Origin of the sequence: Bellilinea caldifistulae (assembly GCF_001306055.1) — a bacterium.
In the GTDB taxonomy this organism is placed as follows: Bacteria; Chloroflexota; Anaerolineae; order Anaerolineales; family Anaerolineaceae; genus Bellilinea; species Bellilinea caldifistulae.
In genome coordinates, this window is sequence record NZ_LGHJ01000014.1 from 72,530 (window position 1) to 98,834 (window position 26,305).

Below are 26,305 nucleotides of genomic sequence, written 5' to 3' on the forward strand. Positions count from 1 at the left end.
CCTTCAGCCAATCAAACCGCATGGCATTGAAAAACGGCTAAATTGTTAGCAAAATATTCAAAGTCTGTAAGAGTTCCATTAGAGGTCTTACAAATCACTTGACTTGTGGTATTCGGAAAGAATAAAATGAAAGCATGGAATACAAGGACTATTACAAGATTCTGGGTGTTTCAAAGACAGCCAGTGAAGAAGAAATTAAAAAGGCCTATCGTAAACTGGCTATGAAATATCACCCCGACCGCAATCCGGGCGATAAGAGCGCGGAGGAAAAGTTCAAAGAGATTAACGAAGCTTATGAAGTGCTGGGCGATCCTCAAAAACGCGCTCGATACGACCAATTAGGAGAATCCTACCACCAATGGCAGCAAATGGGCGGTCAGCCGGGTTCCTTCAACTGGGAGCAGTGGTTTACCAGTGCGCCGGGCGGCGGCCGAACCGTCCAGGTGGACATGGAAGACCTGTTTGGCGGGATGGGCAGCTTTTCGGATTTCTTCAGCGCCATATTTGGCGGAATGGGCGGGGAAACGGCGCGCCGCACAACCACTGGCCGTCGCACACGCCAGCCGCAGGCTTTTGAATACCCCGTACAAATTACCCTGGAAGAGGCTTACCGCGGCACCACCCGCCAGATTCAGGTGGATAACCGCCGGATCGAGGGCAAAATTCCGCCCGGCGCTCAAACTGGCACCAAAGTGCGCTTGCCGGGTGGCGGCCCCATCGGGGCAGATGGTCAGAAAAGTGACCTGTATCTGGTGATTGAGGTCTTGCCCGACCCGCGATTTGAACGCAAAGGCAATGACCTTTACACCGAGGTGCCGGTGGATCTGTACACGGCGGTACTTGGCGGTCAGGTGCGGGTAAAGACCATGAGCGGCGAGGTGATGTTGACCATTCCACCCGGAACTCAGCCGGGGCAAAAAATTCGACTGGCGGGACGGGGAATGCCCGTTCTGCGCAATCCACAAACTTTTGGAGATTTGTACGTAACCGTCAAGGTACAACTTCCCCGGCAATTAACCGAGGAGCAGCGCCGCCTGTTTGAGCAGTTGCGCGCGTTGGAAAAACAAAAATCAGCGGCTCGAGCCTGAGCCGCCAGTGAGGTTGGGCTGAAGCAAGCAGGTCAGACCTGCCGCTTCGACCACACCCTCGCTCAATCTCACTACAAGATTAACCGGTAATCGAGAGGCACATCATGAACAAGAAAACCATCTTACTCACCTCGCTGATCATTCTTCTCACTACTGCGGCATGCGGGTTCACGTTTCAGATTCCGCGGTTTATGGGCGGTGAAACGCCCGCTCCAACTGCCGAGGTTCGAGTTGAAACTGTACCGGCCAGTCCGCAGGTGACCCTGCCTGCCGTTCCAACCCTGAGTTCTCCGCCGGATATTTCGGGATTGAGCTACACCGAACGGGATGCCCTGCTGACCGCCCTTTATGAACGGGTTTCACCGGGTGTGGTTTCCCTGCTGGTCGAAAATGAGCAGGGGGGCAGTACCGGGTCGGGTTTTGTGATTGACCGCCAGGGACATATTGTGACCAATTATCACGTCGTGGAAGATGCAACCGAAGTGGAAGTGGATTTCCTGTTTGGCTTGAAGGTGCGCGGCAAAGTGATCGGCACCGATCTTGATTCGGACCTGGCCGTTGTCAAAGTGGATGTGCCGGAGGACGTACTCGTTCCGCTTCCGCTGGGCGATTCGGACCAGGTCAAAGTCGGGCAGACGGTCATTGCCATTGGCAATCCTTTCCAGTTAAACGGCACGATGACGCTTGGGATTGTTTCGGCAAAGGGCAGGACGCTGGAATCGCTCCGCCAGGCTGAGAGCGGCTCGTTTTTCACAGCCGGTGATATTATCCAGACCGATGCCGCCATAAACCCCGGCAATTCCGGGGGGCCGTTGCTGAACCTGAACGGCGAGGTGATCGGCGTCAACCGCGCGATTCGCACCACGGGCACAACCATCACCGGCGATCCGGTCAACAGCGGGATTGGCTTTTCGATTTCCAGCAACATTGTCCGGCGGGTTGTGCCGGAGTTGATTGCCAACGGCAAGTATGATTACCCCTACCTTGGAATCACCAGCCGCAGTAACCTGACCCTGCGGATGATCGAAGAATTGGGTCTGCCGCGCCAGACGGGTGCCTACGTCACCGCAGTGACCCCCGGCAGCCCGGCCGACCGCGCTGGCTTACGGGGCGGAAGCCGGCCGACCAGTTTCACCGGCTTGCCGGCTGGCGGTGATTTGATCGTCGGGATTGACGGCAAGCCCGTTTTGACCTTTGACGATTTGCTGAGTTACCTGATTAAGAACAAAAAACCCGGCGACACGGTCACCTTGACCATTGTGCGTGACGGGCAGGAGAAGGAGGTGAACTTAACTCTCGGAAAACGTCCATAAAGTAAAACCGGAAGCAGGCCAATTGAATAATCTATCCCACAACTAAAAAGGAGGTTGCCATGTTGGCTGAACGTGAGCTGCGGGAATTGCTGCAATTCGTATCGCCGGACCCCGTTTTGAGTGTTTATCTCAACACCGATCCCTCGGCTGGCAATTCAGATGCGTACCGGCTGCGATTGCGCAATTTGTTAAAGGGGGTCAACTTGCCGGATGATGTTGCAGCCATTGAAAATTATTTTCAGTGGGAATACGATTGGAGCGGGCGAGGGGTGGTATTGTTCTCCTGTGCTCCACAAAAGTTCTTCCGGGTTTATCCATTAGCCATCCCGGTGCCGGATGTCGTTCACGTCAGTGACCGTCCCAGTGTGCGTGTGCTGGCCGACCTGCTGGACAGTTATGGCGGTTACGGGGTCGTTCTGGTGGACAAGCAAGGCGCCCGCCTGTTTTTCTTCCATCTGGGGGAATTGCGTGAGCAGGAGGGCGTGGTGGGGGAGGCCGTCAAGCGCGTTAAGCGCGGCGGTGCTTCTACTGTACCGGGAGCATTGGGTGGAATTGCCGGGCGCACCCGTCACATGGAAGAAGTGGTCGAACGCAACATGAAAGAGTCGGTGGAATTTGCCGTGGAGTTCTTTGAAGCCAACCGTGTTCGGCGGATTTTGTTGGGCGGCTCGGATGAGAATGTTGCCCAATTCCGCAGTCTGCTGCCGAAAGCCTGGCAAAGTCTGGTTGTGGGACATTTTCCCATGAATATGAACGCCGGTCATGCCGAAGTGCTGGCAAAAGCCATGGAAATCGGACAGAAGGCAGAACAACGGCGTGAGGAACTGCTGATTGAGGACTTGATCACCCGCGCTGCAAAAAATAGCGGGGCGGTAACGGGGCTGGATGCAACCCTCGAAGCCGTCAGCGGCGACCGCGTCAGTACGCTGGTTGTGGCGCAGGGCTATCAGCAGCCAGCCTACCGCTGCACCAATTGCGGTTACCTGACCGCCAAAATCATGACAACCTGCCCGGTTTGTGGTGGTGAAGTGCGCGAAATTCCGGACGCGGTGGACTTCGCCATCAGCCGCACAATGCGCGCCGGTGGAGATGTGGAAGTCATTCATGCCAGTGACCAATTGATCAAGGCTGGCCAGATTGGGGCATTTCTGCGTTACTGACGGACATAGGGCAGGAATCTCATAAATAACATGCTCCCCCGCTGCAAGTCAGACGGGGGAGCATGTTCCATTTTATGGGGGCGAGGTTCAGGGTTTTTCCAGCCGGGCAAGGTTTTCTGCCAGTATTCTCAATTCTTCCAGACTTTTTTCGGGATCGCTGGTAAGGTTTGAACGTACCGTGGCCAGCCGTTCGGTCAGGGCGGTTTCAATGTCTTTATCGCCGATCATCGGGATCAGCTTTTTCAGGTTGCTGCTGGCTGAACTCAATTCCTGCCGGGCAGTAAGCAGGTCTTTGGTCACCAATGCCAAACGCGCATAGGATACATTGTTTTGCAAGGCGGTCAACGCGGCAGAATACTGGAGGGCTTTCAATTCCTCGGAAGTCTGCTGCAACTCACCCTGAGACTTCTGCAACTGCTCGCGGGTCTCATTGAGGTCAGCTTCCAATGTGGCAATTTGCTCATTTTGGAGCAGAACCTGCCGGGTCTTTTCTGCCAATTTTTGTTCGGCGGGCAAATAAAGCAGGAAGTAAGCCAGACCAAAACCGACCAGCAGGGATGCCAGGATGACGACCAGCCAAGCCAGACTCCTTCGAAGCCATGCCGGCGCCGGTTTTTTTTCGGAAAGGAGTTCGGTTTCTTGTGTTGCTTCTGCCGGTTGAGGCTGAGCTTCTTCCGGTATGGGTCCACTGGTTGGGGTAGGTTCCTCGGCTTCGGTTGGCGGTGTCACCTCAGGGGCGGTTTCTTTCTCGTTTTCCATAATTGAGGCTTCTCCATTTCGTTTATGGGGTTGGGGAAGGGGTGGGGGTCAATGTTAGGGTGCCGGCGGGGGTTGGGCTGGCGGTCAGTGTGCCGGTGGGGGTCAATTCCAGTGTACCGGCAGGGGTTGGGCTGGCGGTCAGAGCGCCAGTGGAAGTCATCTGCGGAGTTTCTTCAACCGCCAGGGGCGCAAGTGGTGTTTCTTCCAGCAGGGGTGGCAGCAGAATCAGGTTTTCAGCCGCCTGCAAATCACTGGCTGCCATCACTGGCCGGTCGGGCAAGTTGACCAACGCAGAGTCAAGCCTGCCAATCCAGGCAGCCAGTTCTGCTTTTTGCTCCTCGCTGGCCGTTTGCTGCAATTCAACCAGCAAAAGCCGGGCTGCGCGGATTTCATCACGCGCCAGCCCCAAATTGGCCTGACTGAGGTATACCCGTGCCCGCTGAATCAACAGGGCGGATTTTAAGACGGTCAGCTGGTATTCCACCTCGTTGAGAAAATCTCCATTTGCAAGGGTCTGTTGATTTTCCTGCGCCAGTTGAAGCGCTTCGGTGCTGATTTTCCGTACCTCAGCCAGTTTCTTCTCCAGATCGTCCAATCGTTTGAGCTGCAGGGGGTAAGCCTGCTGGGTGGATTGAATCAGTTCAACATCGCTTTTCAAACCGGCTGATTCATCCTGAAGCAGGATGATCTGGTTACCCATGTCGGTAACCTGCTGCTGGAGTCTCTCCAACCGCTGGCTGAACTGCTCGTTTTGGCTGGCCTGTTGGGTCTCCAGCAAACTCAGGCGGGCGCTATTCTCCCGTGCCGGCAGGATGGCTTGCTGATAAATCAGGACGAAACCCATGTACAGCAGCCCGGCCAGGATGACACCTGCCAAAACCACTATGATCAAGCGCAGGACAGCGCGGAAAAACGCCCCTACTGCAATCGAAAATCGCTCACCAGCGGAAAGCGGGGGTTGTGAGTTACTCATGGCAATCTCCTGTCTAGGGGGTTTCACCCACGCTCAACAAACGGCGTAAGCCGTCCAAAAAGTTTTGAAAAACATTGCTGCGTTTTTGCAAATCCTCGATCTGGGTTTGGAAAGCGGCGGTTTGTTGCTGCAAGTCAGCCAGTTCACTCTGGGCTGATTTCAATTCATCGCTGAGTGACTTTTGGCCTTGCTCCAGCGTGGTCACCCGTCCGCCGAGGGCTTCAATCGTCTGTACCCGGCTGCGTAAATTATCCACATCTCCCTCTAATAAACGGATGCGGTTATTCAGTGCATCCAGTCTTCCTGAGAGCGCCTGTGCCTCTGCGGCGGGCGCATAGGTGAGGGTTTGATTGATCAGTGCCAGGGTACCCAGGGTGAAGACCAACGAGAGGATCAGGGTCACGATGGCCACACCGACGGCTGTCCAGAGCAAATCTTCACGTCGTACCCATTTCTCGTCGGTTTTGAGAGGCTGGCCGACGGGCGGCGGGGTAGAAGCAGTCCGGGATTCAAGCGCCGCAGCCGGTTCAGCAGCAGGCGGGGTGGCCTGTGTGGCTTCTTGTATTTCACCCTCGGCCTCAGATTGGGCGGGTTCGCTTTCCACTTCGGGCGGTTCTGCTGCAGGGCTTTCCGACAGGGTTGACTCAACCTCCTCTCGCGCCGGAGCGGAAGCCACAGCCGCCACAGGCTCCGGGAGGGTTGATTCGGGCTCTTCCACTGCGGTGTCGGTAAAATCAATTTTCAGGTAGGGCCGGATCTTTTCCAGCGAAGCTGGCCCAATTCCGCTCACCCGTGTCAATTCATCCAGCGTGGAAAAGGGTCGGGCCGCCACAATCCGCTCGGCGAGGGCCGGGCCAATCCCCGGTACCGAGGCCAGTTCTTCCAGTGTGGCACGATTGACCTCAACTGCGCCATTTTGCGTTTCCATATTTCCTCCTTTTCTTAATAAAGAAAACTTTCAGTCCCGGTATTACTCGCTTTTGGTTTTACGCGCCGGTAGCGCCGGACGGGCGGGGTAGGGCAAGGGGATGTATTCAACCGAGGGGCGGCGCTGCTGAGTTTGCGGGTACAAATTCATCAACTGGTAGATTTCTTCGGGTAGTTCGGTTTTGACATTCAGGCCCAACTGACGGGCTTCGTCCACCGTAATCGGGTAATCGTGCGTCCATTTGCCGGTAGCCAGTTCTTCGGCCAGAAATTCAGCCTTCTCCGCAGGGTAGTGGGCCGACGCAATTCTGCGAATGGTGGCTTTGACCTGTTCAATGGCTTTTCGGGAGATGTCCGCCAGAATCAGGGTTTCATCGTCAATTCGATTACGGTCTTTTTCGGCAACCACTTGCAGAATCGAAGCCGCGGGAAAATTGCCGATTTGCGGGTCCACCGGGCCGAGCACCGCATTTTCATCCATGAGAATTTCATCGGCAGCCAGCGCAATCATCGTGCCGCCGGACATGGCGTAATGCGGCACCATGACGGTCACCTTGCCTTCGTGACGGGCAAGCGCATTGGCAATTTGCTCGGCCGCCAGCACCAGACCGCCGGGGGTATGGAGGATGATGTCAATGGGCAGTTTGGGATCGGTCAATTTGATGGCGCGCAAAACCTGTTCCGAGTCCTGAATATCAATATAACGGGCAACCGGGAAACCCAGAAAACTCATACTCTCCTGCCGGTGAATGAGGGCGATGACGCGCGAACCGCGTTTGGTTTCGATGGTTCTCATCAAACGCAGCCGGTCTGCTTCGATGATTTTTTGTCGGAACAGCGGCACAAGACTGGAAATGATAAGAAAGAGCCAGAGAAGATTGAGTAGATCCATAAAGCCTCCGTCCAGAATTTCAAAGAGTTGTGGTTACCATGGGTAATATTCGTCGCGGTACCAGTAGACTCTATTGCGGTTGGAAGCGCTGAAGGGAAAACCCAGCAGCAGCCCAAATAAAAACCCGCCAATGTGAGCCCACCAGGCAATTCCGCCCATGCTCATGCCGGCCGGCAGGGCAAGAGAAACCAGACCAGAGAATAACTGGGAAACGAACCAGAATCCGAGGTAGATGACGGCAGGAATGTTGACGAACCACGGCAGGAAAAATACCGGTACAAAAGTGATGACCTGAGCGCGCGGGAAGAACAGGAAGTAAGCGCCCAGCACCGCCGCAATTGCCCCGGATGCGCCGATTGAGGGTATATTCGGTGCGCCCAGCAGCAGCTGCAGCATTCCGGCTGCAACGCCGCCGATGATATAAAACACGAGGAAACGGAACGAACCCATCCGGTCTTCGACATTGTCCCCGAAAATGAACAAAGTCCACATATTGCTGAGAAAATGCACCCACCCACCATGCAGAAACATGTGAGTGAGGAGCGGATACCACGTCAGGGGGTTGTCAATTTGAATGCGGGTGCCCAATAAACCGAACGTACGGATGAAACGCTCCAATTGAAAGGGACTCAGATCCAGCTCGATGAAAAAAACAAACGTGTTTGCCAGAATGATGAGCCAGGTCATGATCGGAAGCGACCTGGAGCGGATGGTGTCTTTGAGTGGAAACATATCTCCTCCGATGTCATCTTTAGTATAGCCTTATTGGTAAAGGATTGCAAACCAGAATTCTCAACCGGGCATGAGGATTGCAACAGGTACAGCAGGATCACTTGATCGGACGGCGTAAAAATTTGGCTTGTATCCCCTCTCTGCCCGTGATAGACTTTAAAGTATGAACGGAAAAGTGCTTGTTTTCAGCGTTCATGAACCATTCCGAACCCTGTTGCTGAACAGCTTGAAGGGCGGCGGTTTCAGCCGGGTGGCTGCCGCCGGCAAAGTTGAGGAAGTCCGTCAGATTCTGCCGGAGGGGGATTTTGAGGCGCTGGTGGTGGACCTGGATGCCGGTGAGGACATTCAACAGGCCTGGTTGCATCTGGTGCAGGAAGTGCAGCCCTCTCGTTTGATCATCTTCCCGCCGGATAACGACCGGCTTCATCCGTTGGTGGGGCTCCTTCGTCCGGCAACTGTGCTGATCAAGCCGTTTTACCTGCCGGATTTGCTTTCTGCTTTACAGGTAAACGAGGGTCATTCCCCGACCGTTCGGCCGGCTCCCCCGCTCTCATCACCTGCTACCGAACCGAAAGAGACCCTCGCCAAGTGGTTGAGTGAAGCCCATGCGCTTGGCGCGGTCATTCTGCGGCGGGGTCAGCCGCCGCTGCTGGTTGGCAACCTTGAAGAGGAAGATTTACGCGAAGCCGGTCTGGTTTTGGGGCGGTTCTGGCAGAGCGAAAGGCGAACGGATTTAATTCGCTATTTTCGCCCGCATGTTGCCGATCAAGATGTTTTGCTTTACGCCACCTTGCTTTCGGAAGGCACACCATTGGGGTTGTTGTTCGAGGCGCATACTTCCCTGCGGGAAGCGCGCCGTGTAAGTCAGTGGTTTGCCAGCCGTTGGAATGACCGGCTGCTCGCCGAACCCGTCAACGACCTGCCAGGAACCGCAGAATTGGTTTCTCCGTTCACAGTTGAAGAGGAGAATTCTCAGTCAGCAGAACAATCATTCTTATCGGAGGAAGATGGGAATCTCGCAGAATTTGATCAGATTCGATTGGAGGATCTACTTGGCAGTGTTCCCTCGCCTGACCCGGTAAGGTACGAAAAGTCCTCTGACTGGCAGCCTGAAAGTGACTTCCTGCCCGGAAGTGACGTTATGGCACCTGTGAGAGAACCTGTTCAGCCCTCAAATCCCCAACCCGATCCAACGCTACCACCATTTGCTGAAAGCCCGGCCGCACTGGAAGAAACTCGCCCAAGCCGGAAAACCACGTTACCTCCAAGGGGGGACTTGCTGAATCACGAAGCGCGCCAAACTTACACCTGTGTTTTGCTGCCTCGTTCCCCTGAGGTAACTTTAGAAGGGGAAATCGGGGAGGAACTGCGCCGTTGGCTGCCGGATTTTTGTGCTACACTGGGGTACACACTGGAATCGCTGATCGTCGAGACGGCTTATCTACTGTGGACGGTCAACCTGCCCCCGGCAGTATCACCCGGACATGTGGTGCGGATTGTACGGGATCAAAGTTCCAGCCATCTTGCCGGGTGTATCCCCGAACTGGCGGGTAAGGGAAATTTCTGGGCTTCAGCCCACCTGATCCTGCGCAGCCGGCATGCACCGGAAGCCTCATTGATCGAGGACTTTATCAGCCGTACCCGCCGCCGGCAGGGATTTCTTTCCTCATAAAGGAAAGCGTTTGAGTGCAAATCATTTTTCAGGTGAGAATCAATGCCGCCAATTCTTTATTTGATTGATGGACATGCATTAGCCTACCGAACCTATTTTGCCATCACCCTTTCCGGTCAACAACTGACTACCAGCAGCGGCGAACCAACCGCCGGTATTTACGGTTTTGCCAGTGTTTTACTGCGATTGCTGGAGCAGGAAAACCCCGAATACCTTGCGGTTGCTTTCGACACAGGGGTGACGTTTCGTAACGACCTGTACCCGGAATACAAAGCCACCCGTGCCAAAATGCCCGATGAATTACGCCCGCAAATTGATCGCATTCGCGAGATGGTGGATATTTTTGGCTTTCCCCGTCTGGAAGCCGAAGGCTTTGAGGCAGATGATGTGCTGGGCAGCATTGCCCGAAAGGCGGCAGAAAACGGACTGGCCGTCAAGATCATCACCGGTGATCGAGATTTGCTGCAACTGGTGAATGACCGGGTGATTGTCAATCTGGCCGGCAGTAAACTTTCGGAAGCGCGGGATTTCGGCGTGAGAGAAGTGATCGAAACCCTTGGGATCCGACCCGAACAGGTGGTGGATTACAAGGCATTGGTGGGAGATAAATCGGATAATATCCCCGGCGTGGCCGGTATTGGCGAAAAAACGGCGATCATGTTGTTGCAGCAGTACTCCAATCTGGATGACATTTACGCTCATCTGGATCAGATTCCTGCAAGGGTGCGAAACCTGCTCGAAAAAGATCGCGAAAAAGCCTATTTAAGCCGTCAACTGGCTACAATACGCACGGATTTACCGGTAATGCTCTCCCTTGAACAGGCGCGTACTTCCCAAATCCAACTTTCGGCGGTGGAGGAGTTTTTCCAAAAACTGGAATTTCGTTCGTTGTTGCCACGCCTGAAGAAACTGGAAAATCGGGGGGAAGCCGTCCCAACCGCAGGGCAGCAGCTGTCGCTGTTCGGTGAACCGCTGGTGAAAATTGGCGAACCGCCGCCTCAAGATGGGAGATGGGTTACCATCCAGACCCGCGGAGCACTGGCAGATCTGATCCGTAAACTGGAAGGGGTGAAATATCTTTCGTTAGACACCGAAACCACCTCCACCGATCCAATGCGGGCGGAGCTGGTGGGAATTTCGCTGGCTTTCGAGGGCGGTGAAGGTTATTACCTGCCGGTTGGTCATCGGACGGGCGAAGAGCAATTACCTGCCGATGAAGTGCTGGAGGCGTTGCGCCCGGTTTTGAATTCGCCGCAGGTGGCAAAAATCGGTCACAACCTCAAATATGATGCACTGGTACTGGAAAATCAGGGTATCCCCGTCGCACCGCTGATTTTCGATACGATGATCGCGGCCTGGCTGGTGCAACCGGAAAATTACAATCTGGGATTGAAAGAACTGGCGCAGTCCTATCTGGGTGTGCAAATGACCCACATTGAAGAACTGATCGGGAAGGGTAAAAATCAACGAACCATGGATCGGGTGCCGATTGCCACGGCAGCGCCATACGCGGCGGCGGATGCAGAAATCTGTATACGACTGATGCCCCTGCTGCGCGAACGGTTGGAACAGGTGAACGCCGTCCGTTTATTTGAAGAAATTGAAATGCCACTGGTGCCAGTGCTGGGAATGATGGAACGGAATGGGGTCATGCTGGATGTACCCTTCCTTAAGAAAATGTCGCAGGAATTGAACAGCCGGCTGGCGGAAATCGAAAGGGACATTTTCGAGGTTGTGGGGTATTCTTTCAACCTCAATTCCACCCAGCAGTTGTCAAAAGTCCTGTTTGATACCCTCAAACTGGAACCGCCGGATCGGCGCAAAAAGACCGCATCGGGACATTTTTCAACCTCGGCGGGTGTGCTGGAGGAGTTGCGCAATCAGCACCCGATTGTCGAGAAAATTCTGGAATACCGCGAACTGGCAAAACTCAAATCCACTTATGTGGATGCCCTTCCGCAGCAAATCAACCCCCGGACGGGGCGCGTGCATACCTCGTATAACCAGACCGGTTCAGTGACCGGCCGATTGGCATCCTCCGATCCGAATTTGCAAAACATTCCAACCCGAACGGAAACCGGCCGGCTGGTGCGGAATGCCTTCATTGCTGCACCGGGTTACAGGTTGCTTTCAGTGGACTATTCCCAAATTGAGTTAAGAATTGTCGCTCACATGGCTCAGGATGAAGCCATGCTGGCAGCTTTCCGCGCCGGACAGGACATTCATGCGGCTACCGCGGCGGCTATTTATGGAGTAGGTCTGGATCAGGTCACCAAAGAGCAGCGCCGCCACGCCAAGGCGATTAACTTTGGCTTGATTTACGGCATGAGTGCTTTTGGGCTGCATCGTTCCACTGACCTGACGCTGGCAGAGGCCGAGAATTTTGTTAAGGCGTACTTCCAGCAATTCCCCGGTGTAAAAGCCTTTCTGGACGGCTTGCGCCGTCAGGCGTCCCGGCAGGGATATGTAGAAACGCTGTTGGGGCGAAGGCGATACTTTCCCAATTTGAAGAGCAATGCCAACCCAGCCCTGCGCGCCCGCGAGGAACGCGAAGCCATCAATGCACCGGTGCAGGGTACCGCTGCCGATATCATGAAACTGGCAATGGTGCGTCTGCCACCGGCTTTGAAAGCGGCGGGTTTGGGAGCGCGTATGTTGCTTCAAGTGCATGATGAACTGGTGCTGGAAGTGCCAGAGAACGAACGGGACGAAACCGTGCGGGTGGTACGCGAAGTGATGGAAAATGCCTATCCACTTTCTATTCCGCTGGTGACCGAGGCCCGCTGGGGACAAAACTGGGGTTCGCTGGAGGTGTTATCCTGAACCCGCGAAACGACCGGCAACCTTGCGGATTTGTTATCCAAATTGCTTTGCGTTTTCCAGGGCAATCGGTTAAAGTAGATGAGAATTAAACCATTGAGGGAGTAAGGTAGAGAAACATGGCTGGCGACCAGAGATTATTTGAGGAAGCCATGAATAAGGGGCATTCGGCGGCCTGGGATCAGGAATGGGAGCAGGCAGCCCGATATTATCGAGCGGCTTTGGAGGAATTTCCGGATCATCCGGCTGCGCTGAGTAATTTGGGCCTGGCGTTGTTTGAGTTACAGGATTTCGAGGAAGCCCTGCAGGTATATAAGCGGGTTGCGCTGATCAACCCCGATGATCCAATTCCTGCCGAGAAAATGGCACGGATTTACGAGCGGCAGGGCAGGTTGAATGATGCCATACGCGCCGGGATGCAGGCTGCCGAACTTCACCTCAAAGCCAGAGATGTGGAAAAATCCATCGAGGGCTGGCAGCGGGTTCTCAGCCTTAACCCCGAAATTTTCACAGCCCACTCACGGCTGGCTTTGATTTATGAGCGATTGGGCAAAAAGAGCGAGGCTGTTTCGGAATTGATTGCCTGTGCCAGCCTGATGCAACATGCGGGGGATCTGCAGAAAGCCCAACAAATTGTACTTTACGCCCTCAAATTGATTCCCGGCAGCGCTGAAGCAACCCAGGCGTTGCAGATGCTCAAAATTGGTCAGCCAATGCCCAAGCCGCTCCGTCCGCGTGGCGGGACGGGGCCGATGCGCATGGCGGAGGTCAAACTGCTCGAAGCTCCGCAGGAAACCGATCGGCAGCTTTCCCTCGACCCGATTTCCGAAACCCGCCAGCGGGCTTTGATTCAACTGGCGGAATTGCTGTTTGATACGCCGGAGGATTTTTCCGGCACGGATGCCCCTTCTCCGCGGCGCGGGATTAACGCATTGATGCGCGGGACGGGTGAACTGGTTCTCGATCCATCCACCCGCACCCGCGTTTTGCTGCACATCGGGCAGGCAATTGAGTCGCAAACGATGGGGCAGGAAAAACAGGCAGCGGAAGAACTGGAACGCGCCTATGATTTGGGCTTTTCGCATCCAGCCCTCTATTTTGATTTGGGGTTACTGCTGGCAGATAAAGAGGATCAAAAAGCCCTGCCCATTCTTCTCAAGGCCGTTAAACACCCCGAATTTTCGCTGGCTTCGTACTTGCTTATAGCCAAAATTTACTACCGTGCCGGCAATTATAAAGAGGCTGCCACGGCCTATCTTCAGGCATTGCGTCTGGCAGATACGGAAACGGTTGCGTTGGAACAAAGAGAAGAACTCCGCCAGATTTATGAGCCGATCATCGAGGCGCAGGCGCAGAGGAATGATCCTCAATTGTTTAAGACGCTGTGCGATACGATCGCCGATCAACTGCTGCGCGGGGACTGGCGTCAATTTTTGGCGAAGGCTCGGGAACAATTACCACCCCCGCCGCCGAATTCACCCCCGCCGCCGTTGGCAAGTCTGCTACTCGAATCGCGTAGTTCAGAAGTGATAGAAGCCATCGGTCGAATTCGGGATTACATGCGGCAGGGTAAATACCGTACTGCCATGGAAGAGGCTCACTACGCCATAGACTTTGCGCCGACCTATTTGCCGCTGCATGTTCAAATTGCCGAATTGTTGGTTGCCATCGGTCAGATTCAGGAAGCCATTACCAAATATCTGCTGGTGATGGATCTCTATAATCTGCGCGGCGAAGCCAGTCAGGCCATTCAAATCATGGAGCGGGTCATTCAACTTTCACCAGCCGATTTCAATTTCCGGAAAAAATTGATTCGGATGCTTGTTGAGCAGGGGCGGGTAGATGATGCACTCAAGCAGTACATGGCAATGGCCGATTTTTATTATCAAATGGCCGATTTGGAAGCCGCTCGTCAAATCTACATGGAAGCCTTGAAACTTTCCCAGCAATCCCGCCGCAGCCGGCAATGGGCTTATGAATTGCTGGGCTATCTGGCGGAGATTGACATGCAGCGCCTGGAACCGCGTCAGGCATTGCGCTTTTACGAACAAATGCGTTCTCTCCAGCCGAATGATCCCAACCCGCGGATTCGGATTGTGGTGTTGAATTTCCAACTGGGGCAGGATAAGACCGCCTACCTTGAAATGGATAACTTCATCGGCGTTCTGGAAGGTTTGCGCCAGGATGATGCGGCCATCCAATTTGTCAAAAGCATTCTGCTGGAATTGCCGGAAAGATACGAATTGCGCCACAAACTGGCTGATTTATATAAACGGACTCACCGCCTTGCAGAGGCGATTGCCGAATTGGATACCCTGGCGGAGCATTATGCGGAAGTGGGTGATTACGCATCTTCCATACGCACTGTGCAGGAGATCATCGCTCTTAACCCGCCCAACCGCCGCGAGTATGAGGTTGTGCTGGATAAACTGCGAAAAGGCGGAAATTGACGCTGGTTTAGCCCGGCCGTTTGCCGAGTGAGGCGGCATATACCAGAAAAAGCGTCTCGCCATCCAGCCCCAGGGCTGCATTGATGGCGTCATCATCATAAGCTGCGATGGCACATACTCCGCAGCCCAGCCCTTCGGCAGCCAGATATAGATTCTGGCAGATGTGACCGGCATCCAGCAACAGGAAGCGGTAACCGCGCTCAGGATATCGCCAAAACATCCGTTCGCCCACGGCTACCCAGAAAAATGAGACGGCACTGGTAGCAACCTGCCGCTGATTGAAGCATGCCTGAGTGAGTTTGTCGTTGATATGCTCATCGAAGTTCAAACCCAGCAAGGCGTGTTCCAGTGCCACGTAACGGTAAACGCCCGGCTGTAACCCTTCCACCCGGTTGATCAGTAAATACGTTTCAAAGGCATGCCGGGCGCCCGCCGAAGGCACCGTGCGTAGCGTAACCGGCCGGTTGGTCACCTCTTTGACACCCTGAGTAAACCATAACAGGGCCGATAGTTCGTTAAGGGAAAGTGGGTCACTGCTGTAGCGCCGCAAGGTTGTCCGGCGATTCATCACCTCCCAAAGCGAAGCAGCCGGCAGAGAAAGTTGATCCGGGTTGACCAGCCGGATTAATGCGGCGGTTGGATCGTAGGGCAATTCGAGCGGTGGTTGCGGTTCTCCCCGGCTTTGGGGGGATGGCGGGAGAAAAGCGTGCTTGGTCTGTTGCCAGAAGGTTTTACCAATGGAATGGCTCATTTTGTTCCTCCTTAATTCAGTGTGAGTGAAGGTGATTAACCCAATCGTGAGCCGAGGACATGCCTGGCTCGCTGAATGAAACTCTGCCAGAGAATGTGCAATTCAGGAACCCGTTGAATCCACAGCATGGCCGCATACACCGCCGCACCCAACAACACGGTAGTGAGTACGACAAAACCGGAGCCCATAGACGGGGTGAACTGCTGCCACAGGATGATTGTGCCGGTCATGACCAGAGCCCCTGCTATGGCGTAGCGTATCCCTTGTAAAAGATGATTTCCCTGCAACCCTCCTAATCGGCGGCGTAGTAAAAACAAAAGCAGACTGCATTCCAGGAAGGTGGCCAGCGAATTGGCCAGCGCCAACCCGCCGTGCGGCATCCAGCCAAGCCGAGCAAACAAGGAAGGGAAGGTCAGACTGAAAAGAATGTTGAGAGTCATTGCACCGGCTGTGACACTCACCGGTGTGCGGGTATCGTGCAAGGCGTAAAAAGCCCGCACGATGATTTCCAGTAGAGAATGAAAAACCAATCCCAGCGCATACCAGAGCAGCGCCCAACCGACCATCTCGGTTGAACGGCTGGAAAATTCACCCCCTTCATAAAGCCAGCGGATCAGCGGGATTCGCACTGCGATCAACCCCACCGCTGCCGGCACAGCCAGCAGTAACACACCGCGTAGACTGGCAGCGAGAGAGGTACGCAATTCGGCGAGTTTACCCAATGCGGCCTGGGCTGAGAAAGTTGGCATGGCGGCAATGGCCACCGATTGGGCGATGGCCGCCTGTGGCATCAGCATGAGCGTAAAGGCGAGGGTGAGAGATGAGACGCTGCCCTCCGGCAGGCTGAGTCCGATGATGGTGTTGACGATGAAATTAATCTGGACGACCGCCACTCCCAGCACGCGTGGTCCCATCAGGCGTGCCACTTCTCGCACTTCCGCCATGCGGATACCGAGCGTGGGAGTGTATTGGGCGTTCAAGCGGAATAGCTGAGGTATCTGCACCCCTAAATGTAATGCTGAACCGATCAATGCGCCGACTGCCAGTCGGTAAATGCCCCAATCGCCCGGCAGTAACAACACCCCCCCAATTTGTCCGAGTGAATACATGGCGGGGGCAATTGCCGGAAGCCAGAATTTTTGATGGGCGTTGAGGATGCCCATCACCAAACCGCTCAAGCCAAACAAAATGACGGTAGGCAGCAGCCAGCGCAGAAGAATGATGGTAGTTTGTTCCTGCCCGATGGAAAGTTCCGGGGCGAGAATGAAAAGACCTTGCCTGACCACCTGAGGGGCAAAGAGGAACACCAGCGCTGCAATCAGGGTAAGCACAATCAACAGGAGGTTGGCAACTGCCGAAGCCAGTTTCCAGGCGGTCTGACGTTGCTCGCGGGCAAGCAGACCGGTAAAAGTAGGGATGAATGCCGAACCCAGTGCGCCGCTTGCCATCAGGTTGAACAGCATCTCGGTTACCCGGTTGGCGGCATTGAAGGAATCCAGGTCGGCGCTGGTGCCAAAAGCACGGTAGACGAGGATGGTGCGCGCCAGACCCAGTAACTGGGTCAGCACAAAGGCAGCCATGACCGTACCCGCTGCTCGTGCAATCTGGCGGCCAGCCGAACGGGTCGGGGTTGAGGCGGGAATGCTGGACATCTTCCCAATTATACTTTCAAGATGGCAAAGCGGCAGATTCGGCCGAGTTTGGGGGTGTTTGGGATATAATTCTCACAAAACTTAGCCGTCATCCAGGAGACCTTGTGAATGAATTTTGAAAAGATATGCGTGCTGGGTTTGGGGTATATCGGGCTGCCCACAGCCAGCACCTTTGCAACTCATGGTTTGAAAGTGATCGGGGTAGATGTCAACCCACAAATTGTGAACGGCTTGCAAAACGGTCATTTGCACCTCTACGAACCCGGCTTGCGCACCCTGGTGCAGGCTGCCTTGCGTTCCGGTAATCTGATGGTCAGCCAGCAGCCCCAACCGGCGGATGCCTTCATCATCGCCGTGCCGACCCCATTTTATGCGGATAAACGTGCCGATATGCGAGCCGTCCAGTCGGCCAGTGAAGCGATTGTTCCACACCTGCGCAGGGGCAATCTGGTCATTTTGGAGTCCACCTCGCCGCCATTGACGACCGTTAATCTGGTGGCTCCAATATTGGAAAAGAGCGGCTTGAAGGCCGGAGAGGATTTCTTTCTGGCTTACTCACCGGAGCGGGTGCTGCCCGGCCAGATATTACGCGAGTTAATCGAGAATGCGCGGATTATCGGTGGAATCAACCCCGAATCGGCAGAGGCTGGGCGGGATTTATATTCCATTTTTGTGCGCGGGGAGATCATCCTCACCGATGCAACCACCGCCGAAATGGTGAAGTTGATGGAAAATACCTATCGGGATGTGAATATTGCCATTGCCAATGAATTTTCCCGTCTGGCAGATCGTTTTGGGGTGGATGTGTGGGAAGCGATTCGTCTGGCCAACCGCCATCCGCGGGTCAACATTCTTTCACCGGGGCCGGGAGTGGGCGGGCATTGCATCAGCGTGGACCCATGGTTTTTGGTGGAGGCTGCCCCGGACCTGACACCGCTCATTCGTACGGCTCGCAAAGTCAATGACGACCAGCCGCATTTTGTGGTGCAACTGGTACAGCGGATTCTGGGCGATGTGAACGGACGCCCCATTGCAGCGCTGGGACTGGCTTATAAGCCCAATGTGGATGATCTGCGCGAAAGCCCGGCCATTGAAGTCGTGCATTTGTTGCAATCGGCCGGCGCCAGAGTTTTTGCTTACGAACCGTATAAAACCGATTATGCTTTCAATGGGGTGGCCAGCACAACCTCTTTGATCGAAGCCATTCAGGAGGCAGAGCTGCTGGTTTTGCTGGTTGCCCATGACCAGTTCAAGACACTTGATCCGCGGCAGGTTGCCGAAATGACGAAAGCACGGGTGGTGCTGGATGCGGTCAATGCCTGGAAAGCGCACGAGTGGCAGGCGGCTGGTTTTCAGGTTTTTCGATTGGGAGCAGGTCAAACCCGATGACTCGAAAATTACGCGTGGTTTCGATTTTCGGCACCCGCCCGGAGGCGGTTAAAATGGCGCCAGTGGTTCAGGCTTTGGCCAGGACGCCGGAAATTGATTCGCGGGTGATTGTCACTGCCCAACACCGCCAGATGCTGGATCAGGTGCTGGATTTGTTTGGCATTCGGCCGGATTACGACCTGAATCTGATGCAGCCCAATCAAACCCTGGCGCAGTTGACAGCAGCCATCTTCACCCATCTTGACCCCGTGCTCCGCCATCTCCAGCCGGACTGGATGCTGGTTCAGGGTGATACCACCACTGTTATGGCAGCCGCCCTGTTGGGGTATTACCAACGGATTAAGGTGGGACATGTCGAAGCCGGTTTGCGTTCCGGTGACCGCTGGCAACCTTTTCCGGAGGAGGTCAACCGGCGGGTTGCCAGCGTGGTTGCGGATTTGCACCTTGCTCCAACCCGGCACAGTCGTCAAAATCTGCTGCGCGAAGGGGTCGAGGAATGGCGGATTGTTGTTACCGGTAACCCGGTCATTGATGCGTTGAATGAGATTGTGCGCCGGCCGATGCCGGCGGAAGCAGGCCAGATTCTTGACCGCTATCAGATTGGCCGGCAGGGCAGGCAACTGGTGCTGGTTACCGCTCATCGGCGCGAGAATTTTGGAGAACCGCTGGAAGCAATCTGCTGCGCCTTGAAGCAGCTGTCTGAGCGGTATAAGGATAAAATCCAGATCATTTATCCGGTGCACCTGAATCCGAATGTTCAAGAGCCGGTTTACCGCCTGCTCGATGGAGTGGCGAACATTGCCCTGTTGCCGCCGCTGGAGTATCTGACGATGGTGCATTTGCTGCAAGCCGCCCGTCTGGTGTTGACCGATTCGGGTGGTATTCAAGAAGAGGCCACAGGTTTGGGCAAGCCCACTCTGGTCCTGCGCAATACCACCGAACGGCCCGAAGGGGTGGAGGCTGGGGTGTTGAAACTGGTCGGTTGGCAGACCGAGCGGATTGTTGCAGAGGCCAGCCGCCTTTTGGAGGATGAAAACGCCTATCAGGCAATGGTCAAGGCAGAAAATCCGTTTGGGGATGGGCGGGCTGCTGAACGGATTGTGGATGCCGTGCTGAATTTTTTGGAACCCAGAGGCAGATGAACGGCGGCAGCATTTGCCTGCTCCCTCGGATTCAGGCGCTGGCCGGCCCGGCCTCGTTTTCGACACGCTTCAAAACCGGAATGGCAAGGCTGGGGTTTGAGATTCACCATGATCCCAACCGAAGCGATACACAGGCAATTTTGATCATTGCCGGAACGCGCCACATTCAACCCATCCTTCAGGCTCGCCGACGGGGTGTGCGGGTTGTGCAGCGCCTGAATGGAATCAACTGGATTCACCGTTACCGCAAGACCGGTTGGCGGCATTTTGTGCGGGCTGAGGCCGGTAATTTCCTTCTTGCGTTTACTCGTCGTTTCCTGGCTGATTATGTGGTCTATCAAAGTCACTTTGCTCGAAACTGGTGGGAACGTCAATATGGAAAAACGCCGGTTGAAAATACGGTGATCTGGAACGGGGTGGATTTGAGCGAATTTTCTCCGAATGGGGAAGAACGCCCGCCTTCGGATCGGGTAAGAGTGCAGGTTGTGGAGGGTCATTTAAAGGGGGGATTTGAAATCGGTTTAGAAATTGCGGCTGGTTTTGGGGCGGCCCTTCGGCAAAGGGTCAACCTGCCGGTAGAAATGGTGATTACCGGCGATGTGAACCCGACCGATGCCAGCCGACTGGTACAAAGGTATCCGAATTTATGGATGAGTTTAACGGGGGTAGTCCCGCCCCGGCAAATTCCGGCCCTGAACCGGCAGGCGCACCTTTTTCTTTCCACCGACTTACACGCCGCCTGTCCCAATTCGGCGATCGAGGCGCTGGCCTGTGGCACACCGGTGGCTGCTTTTGCGACCGGCGCATTACCCGAGCTGATTATGGGCGACAGCGGGAGGGTGGTAGATTACGGAAACGATCCATGGCGTGCAGAGTTGCCCCGCTTTGAACCTTTGGCGGATGCGGTTCTGGAAATCATTCGGGATCAGGTCAGATTCCGGCGGACTGCCCGACTGGTGGCGGAGGAATATTTCGATCTTGACAAAATGTGTTTGGCCTATCGTCAGGCGCTTTTACCTTCCTGATCACCCGATTGGATGACCCAAGAACAGGATATTCGTCCTTGAAAAAAGTTTGAAAGGAGGTATGATATTAATTAGGATAATCTCATCCAATTTATCGTGTTACGAAAGGATTGAATAATGACCACTGCATCACGTTCCCAAAATGTGATTGGTATCAATGATCCCCCGGCGGCTCAAGCACTCTTCGGCAGTCCGCAATGGGCCTGGTTGTGGTTGATTGCCCGTTTGTATGTTGGCTATACCTGGTTAACCTCGGGATGGGGAAAACTTTCCAATCCCGCCTGGGTGCAAACTGGTGAAGCGCTGAAAGGTTTTTGGGAACGGGCTGTGCTTGTGCCCGAGCCACCCGCACGCCCTGCCATTGCTTTTGACTGGTACCGTGCCTTTATCCAATTCCTTTTGGATGCCGGGGCTTACACCTGGTTTGCCAAACTGGTGGTCGCAGGTGAAATTCTAATTGGGATTGCTCTGCTTCTGGGATTATTCACTGGTATTGCTGCCTTCTTTGGCGGTTTTATGAACTGGAATTTTATGATGGCAGGAACAGCCAGCATCAATCCAGTGTTGTTCACCCTTTCCATTTTCCTCATTCTCGCGTGGAAAAATGCTGGCTGGTGGGGGCTTGACCGATTTGTGCTACCCCTGTTGGGGACTCCCTGGCAGCCGGGTCGCATTTTCTCCCCAAAAGAGGTGGAAGCGTAAGACTGGATTGACCAATATGCCGAAAAACAGCGGTCTGCTAGAAGGATGGCCGCTGTTTGTTTTCCTATCATAAATCGCGCAGTAAAAGATTCTGCGTACCCCGGGCGATTTCCCATGGATAGACGATGTAGGCATCGGTGATAGCGGCGTAGTAATCCGGGCGGGCAGTGCCGAAGAGATTGCGGTAAGGGTTGAAGTGCAGGACGCAGGTGTAGGGTACCCCTGCGGCGGCGGTGATGCGGTTCTTCACCGCGGTGATCGTCCGCCCTGATCCCCACACATCATCCACCACCAGAATGCGCCTGCCGCGCAGCAAATTATTTTCCGGGAATTGCAGGAATTTTGGCCATGCCAGCCAGCGGGTTTTCTCTTTGTCGTGTTCCTGCTCCATCTCGGCAGGAAAGTCCACCGAGGCGGTCAGGATAATGCTCAATTTGAGCGCTTCGGCCAGCATTCCGCCGGGAATAATTCCGCCATGGGTGATCATCACCATGGCGTCAAATTCCACTTCAAATTGGGGGATGAGATGATCAATCAGTTTATCAACGTCGTTCCAGGTTAACACTTCACGGCGCATGAAAATAATCCCTTCGGCAGGTGGGCAAGTAGTATTTTTGAATGATTAAAAACAAATTATAGCAGGTTATTGCCTCAAATAGGCCTGCCAGGCACAAACTCGATTGCGCCCATTTTGCTTGGCAAGGTACAGGGCACGGTCTGCGCGGTGGAATAAATCGTCAACATTCAGACAGTCCTCATCCATCTGGGCAACCCCCAGGCTGATGGTCACCTGAATGGCTGTATGGCCGACAAAGGTGGTACATTCCTCGGCCGAGCGGCGCAACCGTTCAGCCACTTCAAGCGCATTTTGCACATTGGTTTCCGGAAGGAGGATCACAAATTCCTCGCCCCCATAACGACCGATGCTGTCGCTGGCACGGATTTGAGAACGCAGGCACTGACTGAGACGCATCAGAACCTGATCACCAGCGGTGTGTCCGAGACGGTCGTTGACGTTCTTGAACAAATCAATGTCAATCATAACCAAAGAAAGATCACCGCCATAGCGTTGGGAGCGGCGCATTTCGATTTCGGCCAGTTCGTAAAAATAACGCCGGTTGTAAAAGCCGGTCAATCCGTCTGTGATGGCGTATTGCTGAACCTGTTGAAAGAGGCGGGCATTCTCAATTGCAATGGCCGCCTGATTGGCAAACGTCTGGCCCAGTTCGGCTTCGTTGCCGCCGTAAACGCTGCTGTTGGCGTTGTAAATACTCAGGTAGCCGATCACCTGTCCATGTCCGAGCATGGGAATGCCCAGCCAGGCTTTACCGCAATTCAGATCGCCTAATTCCTGAAAAGGACGGTAGAGTTCTGCGTCATCCAGATAGAGCGGGTAACGGTTCCGATTGATGGCCTCAAATTGTGGGTTGCGGGCGGAAATTCGCCTGCCGATGTAATCGTCATTGTTGGCAAAGCCAGCGGCTGCTGCGATCTCCAATTCATCCTTATCTGCCAGGAACAGGAAGGCACGGTCGTAGGGAATGAGCATCTTCAGGTATTCCATGACCTGAGAAAGAACCTGACGCAGGTTCAGCACCGATGTAAAAGCAGTCATTGCCTGACGTAAGAGCTCAATTTTGGAGCGTTGCTCTTCTTCGGCTTGCTGTTTGAGTTTTTGGTGGGTGATATCGCGGATAATGTTCAGTAAATAGCGGTGTGAAAGACGAACATAATCGGCCTGAACCCATTTTTCTTCACCTGTGGTGCGCAGACGGGTGAGCGTTTCAATTCTTTTTGGTTTACCGGTGCGGAAAACCTGATAGATAATCTCGCTTACCTGTGGTTCATGGGAAAAGAAATCTTCCACGGTGATACCGGTAAAATCTTTGATGCGTCCCAAAGACATTTCGACGGCTGCCTGATTGAATAACATCAGGCGGATTTCCCCCTGTTCGTCCCTGCGCCAGATGAGGATCGGATCGGGCAGGGCAAGAAAGTTCTGGCGAAAAATCAGGTCCGTTTCGGTGGGGTGACCGTTCCCATTTTGCAGACGACTGAGTTCCCGGCGTAATTTCCGGTTGAGGCGCAACAAATATCGGGAGCGTCGGTTGTGGCGTGAATCTTGGTAAACCATTCCCCACCGAGAGGACGGCTGGATTAAGCGGGACAGGCGCGCTTTATTGGGAGTGAGATTGGTTGAATCGTTCGTGTTGCTGGAATCTGCCATCGGTTCGATGATTACCTCCCCTATGCAATACCGACGAGCAGCGAAGAAAGGGTGATAATGCTAATCCTGATTGCATTATACCCAATTCTTGCCAGCAATACATCTATCTAAATATTAAAATTTTCCTCAAATTTCCAGCCGGATGTGCTCCATCCGCCTGAACACCGGCGAGCGGGCAGTATCTCCCCACGTGCTCACCCAGCCCATCCTGCGCAGCAACGAACGCAGGAGGTGATCCGCAAAAAACAAAACAGTTCGCCGCGGTTGAGCATACACGGGCAGGGTTTTCTTGTCCAGCAATGCTTTGCGAAGATCGGCAGGGGTGTAGCCCTCGAAGTATGTGCGGGCATGTCCGATATTCCAACCCACGTGTGAGTCGCTACACCCAACCGCGGCCAGCCCCAACCGTTGAGCCAAGCGAGCGGCGCGTAAATTGCTGCCACGGTAAAACAGGCTGGCGTTCAAACTTTCAATCCCCAGTAAAGTTTGCTGGCCAATTTCCGTTTCCAGCGCACGGCGGATAGCCGTTTCGTTCAGGCTGTGAGCGCCAACCGCCAGCGGATGGGCGGCAATAGCCACCCCACCGGCTTCGTGGACGCGCTGGAGTGTTTCGAATAAGGGCCGGCCGGCAGGAATAAGCGTGCGCACGAACAGAGTCAGCAGGTGCCCTGCGGCGGTGGATACTTCAATGCCCGGGATGACCTTCTGGTCATATTGAACGCCGATGGCTTCCGCCCGTAGCGCGCCTTGAATTTCATCGTGATCGGTTATGGCAATCAGGTCCAACCCGGCACGGCGGGCATGTTTTAACACGGCTTCGATAGTGGCCGTACCATCGTAACTGTATGTCGTGTGAATATGTAAATCAGCCTGTCCCATGTTCCCTTGCTACCTTTTTTATCAGTATTCCCAAAGGTATTATGAGGGAGGAAGGTTAAGGCCGGTTCAAAAACGGTTTAAGGATTGGTTGTGATCCTGTAAAATTGCAGATTGACCGCTGTCTGGCGGTCAATCTGCAAAATCTTCGGGTTGTATTGGCAGATTTTCAGGCGGGGTTCTCTTCGGTTGTGATTGAGGGGCGCTGGCGGGCGGACTGAAAAGCGAACCAGATAGCGCCTAAGCCGATCAGGGTAGCCAGCAAGCCGATTAACCATCCAAAAACCGGAATGGCCCGTAGAATCACATAAATCAACACACCGCTTAATAAGGCCCACAGGCGCGGGTTTTTTGCCTGAGGAGCGATTTGCCGCACGAGGAGTTGCCCGATCCAGAAGGAGGCAACCAGTTTACTGCCATACGCTACCAGCAGGGTAAAGGAAGCCAGGAAGACTGCCAGCCCTGAAAATCCGATGCCGAAAATGGCATTGCTCAGACCGCCCAGAGTTATCAGACTGAATAAGATGCCGACACCGAAAATCAACGCCCCGGCCAGAAGCACCCCGGCGTAACCGCCCAACAAGCTCAGCAGACCCACCCCTGTGGATGCAAGCGGTTGACGGTTGGCCTCGTCCACTGTTCGCTGGAAGAAGTTCGGCAGCAGCCATAAAACTAAACCGCCTAACAGCAGCAGTGTGATCAGATTGCGCAAGAGGTTGACCACGGTTTTTACAACGGGCATGGCAAAAAAGCCGCGAGGTGGTTGAGAGATGGATGGTTTTCGGGCTGCTTCGTTCGGTACGGGGGTCTGGTAAATAATCTGTCCGCCAGGTCGTCCTTGAATAGCCGGGGATTGGTCGGTTGGGCTGGTGTATTTCAAGTCGCCGCCAATGACAGCCTGAGGAGAGACGCGCATACCGGGGCGAATAGCCGGCGGTAAAGCAGGTTGAAAGGTGAGAAACCAGCTGCCGGTTTCTCCACCTTCAGGAGAGGACACCTCGGCTACAACATCTCCGCCGATTGTACCGTTGATTTCCAACGCGCCAGCCGAGACTCTCAAATTGCGCTTAATCTCACCATTCAGGATTGCCTGATACACCCCCATAAAAGCATCCGTGTTCACGGTGGAACCGGCCAGGCTTTCCAGACTGTAACCGCCGTAGTACACATTCCGCCCGATTTTTGCGTTGTTGCCAATCAGCAGGGCGGTGCTGCCGCCAAATAAACTTCCCCCAACACTTCCACGCACCTCCGCATAACGAGCCGCCCCAAAAAGATTGCCGGTTACTTTTCCACCTTCGGACAGGATGACATCCGTGCCGAACATGAACAGGTCACCGTTGATGGTGCCGTTGACGATCACACGGTTGCCGGCAGCGATGACTGTGCCGTTGACTGTGCCATCCAGAATGACATTGTTCCCCGTAATGAGCAGGTCGTCATTGACGGTTTCATTGGCCGGTAGGCTTCCGTCATCGTCAATGACCGTTGCCTCCACCGGTCGAACAAATAAAAACATCGAGATGAGTAAGAGCGCAAAGAAGGTTGCCGCTCCGGCCCAATATTTTCGCTGATTCGCATTCATTTCAATACTCCTTTTTCAAGCGACGAGTCACTCTACTTACGTGAATATACCTTGCCGGGTTGCGGTAATGGTAAAGATTAAACGAACGTTAACACTTGTCTTTTTCCCAAGTGGAAGGTTGGCCTGGATATTCCAGATCGCTATGAATTAAGAAGGATCGCCCGAAATTT

The 26,305-nt window shown here is 54.3% G+C and carries 21 protein-coding genes; 10 read left to right on the plus strand and 11 right to left on the minus strand.

Annotated elements, in window-relative coordinates; all coding sequences use genetic code 11:
- The first annotated feature begins 134 nt into the window (after window positions 1-134).
- From AC812_RS08720 to AC812_RS08730, 3 genes are all read left to right on the plus strand, one after another.
- Window positions 135-1,088, plus strand: coding sequence for a DnaJ C-terminal domain-containing protein (locus AC812_RS08720; protein ID WP_061913938.1), 954 nt, complete (start codon window positions 135-137; stop codon window positions 1,086-1,088).
- A gap of 104 nt (window positions 1,089-1,192) precedes the next feature.
- Complete coding sequence (locus AC812_RS08725; protein ID WP_061913940.1) at window positions 1,193-2,401, plus strand: S1C family serine protease; 1,209 nt, start codon at window positions 1,193-1,195, stop codon at window positions 2,399-2,401.
- Between the two features lie 59 nt (window positions 2,402-2,460).
- Window positions 2,461-3,561: a baeRF10 domain-containing protein gene (locus AC812_RS08730; RefSeq protein WP_061913942.1), complete on the plus strand. Its 1,101-nt coding sequence runs from the start codon at window positions 2,461-2,463 to the stop codon at window positions 3,559-3,561.
- A gap of 87 nt (window positions 3,562-3,648) precedes the next feature.
- Here the strand turns inward: AC812_RS08730 and AC812_RS08735 are convergent, their stop codons facing one another.
- Genes AC812_RS08735 through AC812_RS08755 form a run of 5 tightly spaced genes read right to left on the minus strand, consistent with a single transcriptional unit; the run spans window position 3,649 to window position 7,844 of the window.
- Complete coding sequence (locus AC812_RS08735) at window positions 3,649-4,320, minus strand: hypothetical protein (protein ID WP_061913945.1); 672 nt, start codon at window positions 4,318-4,320, stop codon at window positions 3,649-3,651.
- 22 nt (window positions 4,321-4,342) lie between these two features.
- Window positions 4,343-5,293 carry a hypothetical protein gene (locus AC812_RS08740; protein ID WP_062158870.1) on the minus strand — a complete coding sequence of 317 codons (951 nt, stop codon included), beginning with the start codon at window positions 5,291-5,293 and terminating at the stop codon, window positions 4,343-4,345.
- A 13-nt stretch (window positions 5,294-5,306) separates the two neighbouring features.
- The gene (locus AC812_RS17165; RefSeq protein WP_082148947.1) at window positions 5,307-6,221 is read right to left on the minus strand and encodes a ComEA family DNA-binding protein; all 915 of its coding nucleotides are present in this window, start codon (window positions 6,219-6,221) and stop codon (window positions 5,307-5,309) included.
- A gap of 42 nt (window positions 6,222-6,263) precedes the next feature.
- Window positions 6,264-7,112, minus strand: coding sequence for an SDH family Clp fold serine proteinase (locus tag AC812_RS08750; RefSeq protein WP_061913953.1), 849 nt, complete (start codon window positions 7,110-7,112; stop codon window positions 6,264-6,266).
- A gap of 33 nt (window positions 7,113-7,145) precedes the next feature.
- A complete protein-coding gene (locus AC812_RS08755) occupies window positions 7,146-7,844 on the minus strand; it encodes a rhomboid family intramembrane serine protease (RefSeq protein ID WP_061913955.1) in 699 nt (232 codons plus the stop codon).
- 163 nt (window positions 7,845-8,007) lie between these two features.
- Here AC812_RS08755 and AC812_RS08760 point away from each other — a divergent pair, with 163 nt between their 5' ends.
- From AC812_RS08760 to AC812_RS08770, 3 genes are all read left to right on the plus strand, one after another.
- A complete protein-coding gene (locus AC812_RS08760) occupies window positions 8,008-9,516 on the plus strand; it encodes a hypothetical protein (RefSeq protein WP_061913957.1) in 1,509 nt (502 codons plus the stop codon).
- A gap of 42 nt (window positions 9,517-9,558) precedes the next feature.
- Entirely contained in the window at window positions 9,559-12,339 is a 2,781-nt protein-coding gene (gene polA, locus AC812_RS08765) for a DNA polymerase I (protein ID WP_061913959.1), read from the plus strand.
- 116 nt (window positions 12,340-12,455) lie between these two features.
- Complete coding sequence (locus tag AC812_RS08770) at window positions 12,456-14,786, plus strand: tetratricopeptide repeat protein (protein ID WP_061913961.1); 2,331 nt, start codon at window positions 12,456-12,458, stop codon at window positions 14,784-14,786.
- Window positions 14,787-14,793: 7 nt separating this feature from the next.
- On the opposite strand, the gene AC812_RS08775 is transcribed toward AC812_RS08770, so the two are convergent.
- Together AC812_RS08775 and murJ are read right to left on the minus strand one after the other, a co-directional pair.
- Window positions 14,794-15,537 (minus strand): SagB/ThcOx family dehydrogenase, encoded by a 744-nt coding sequence (locus AC812_RS08775; protein ID WP_061913963.1) that lies wholly within the window; start codon window positions 15,535-15,537, stop codon window positions 14,794-14,796.
- A 35-nt stretch (window positions 15,538-15,572) separates the two neighbouring features.
- On the minus strand, window positions 15,573-17,189 hold the full coding sequence (murJ, locus tag AC812_RS08780) for a murein biosynthesis integral membrane protein MurJ (RefSeq protein ID WP_061913965.1): 1,617 nt from the start codon (window positions 17,187-17,189) through the stop codon (window positions 15,573-15,575).
- 108 nt (window positions 17,190-17,297) lie between these two features.
- Between murJ and wecC the strand changes: the two genes are divergently transcribed.
- From wecC to AC812_RS08800, 4 genes are all read left to right on the plus strand, one after another.
- A complete protein-coding gene (wecC, locus tag AC812_RS08785; RefSeq protein WP_061913967.1) occupies window positions 17,298-18,578 on the plus strand; it encodes a UDP-N-acetyl-D-mannosamine dehydrogenase in 1,281 nt (426 codons plus the stop codon).
- Window positions 18,575-19,720, plus strand: a complete 1,146-nt coding sequence (gene wecB / locus AC812_RS08790) for a non-hydrolyzing UDP-N-acetylglucosamine 2-epimerase (RefSeq protein ID WP_061913969.1) — start codon at window positions 18,575-18,577, stop codon at window positions 19,718-19,720. The genes wecC and wecB overlap by 4 nt, the downstream gene beginning before the upstream one ends.
- Window positions 19,717-20,745, plus strand: a complete 1,029-nt coding sequence (locus AC812_RS08795; protein ID WP_061913971.1) for a glycosyltransferase family 4 protein — start codon at window positions 19,717-19,719, stop codon at window positions 20,743-20,745. Before wecB ends, AC812_RS08795 begins: the two co-directional genes overlap by 4 nt.
- 117 nt (window positions 20,746-20,862) lie before the next feature.
- Window positions 20,863-21,447 (plus strand): DoxX family membrane protein, encoded by a 585-nt coding sequence (locus AC812_RS08800; RefSeq protein WP_061913972.1) that lies wholly within the window; start codon window positions 20,863-20,865, stop codon window positions 21,445-21,447.
- Window positions 21,448-21,514: 67 nt separating this feature from the next.
- Here the strand turns inward: AC812_RS08800 and AC812_RS08805 are convergent, their stop codons facing one another.
- The 4 genes from AC812_RS08805 to AC812_RS08820 all read right to left on the minus strand — a co-directional run bounded on the left by AC812_RS08805 (window position 21,515) and on the right by AC812_RS08820 (window position 26,135).
- Window positions 21,515-22,024, minus strand: a complete 510-nt coding sequence (locus AC812_RS08805) for a phosphoribosyltransferase (RefSeq protein WP_061913974.1) — start codon at window positions 22,022-22,024, stop codon at window positions 21,515-21,517.
- Window positions 22,025-22,090: 66 nt separating this feature from the next.
- A complete protein-coding gene (locus tag AC812_RS08810) occupies window positions 22,091-23,674 on the minus strand; it encodes a diguanylate cyclase (RefSeq protein ID WP_061913976.1) in 1,584 nt (527 codons plus the stop codon).
- 126 nt (window positions 23,675-23,800) lie between these two features.
- Window positions 23,801-24,553, minus strand: a complete 753-nt coding sequence (locus AC812_RS08815) for a PHP domain-containing protein (protein WP_061913978.1) — start codon at window positions 24,551-24,553, stop codon at window positions 23,801-23,803.
- Between the two features lie 166 nt (window positions 24,554-24,719).
- The gene (locus AC812_RS08820) at window positions 24,720-26,135 is read right to left on the minus strand and encodes a DUF8173 domain-containing protein (protein WP_061913980.1); all 1,416 of its coding nucleotides are present in this window, start codon (window positions 26,133-26,135) and stop codon (window positions 24,720-24,722) included.
- Between the last annotated feature and the right edge of the window lie 170 nt (window positions 26,136-26,305).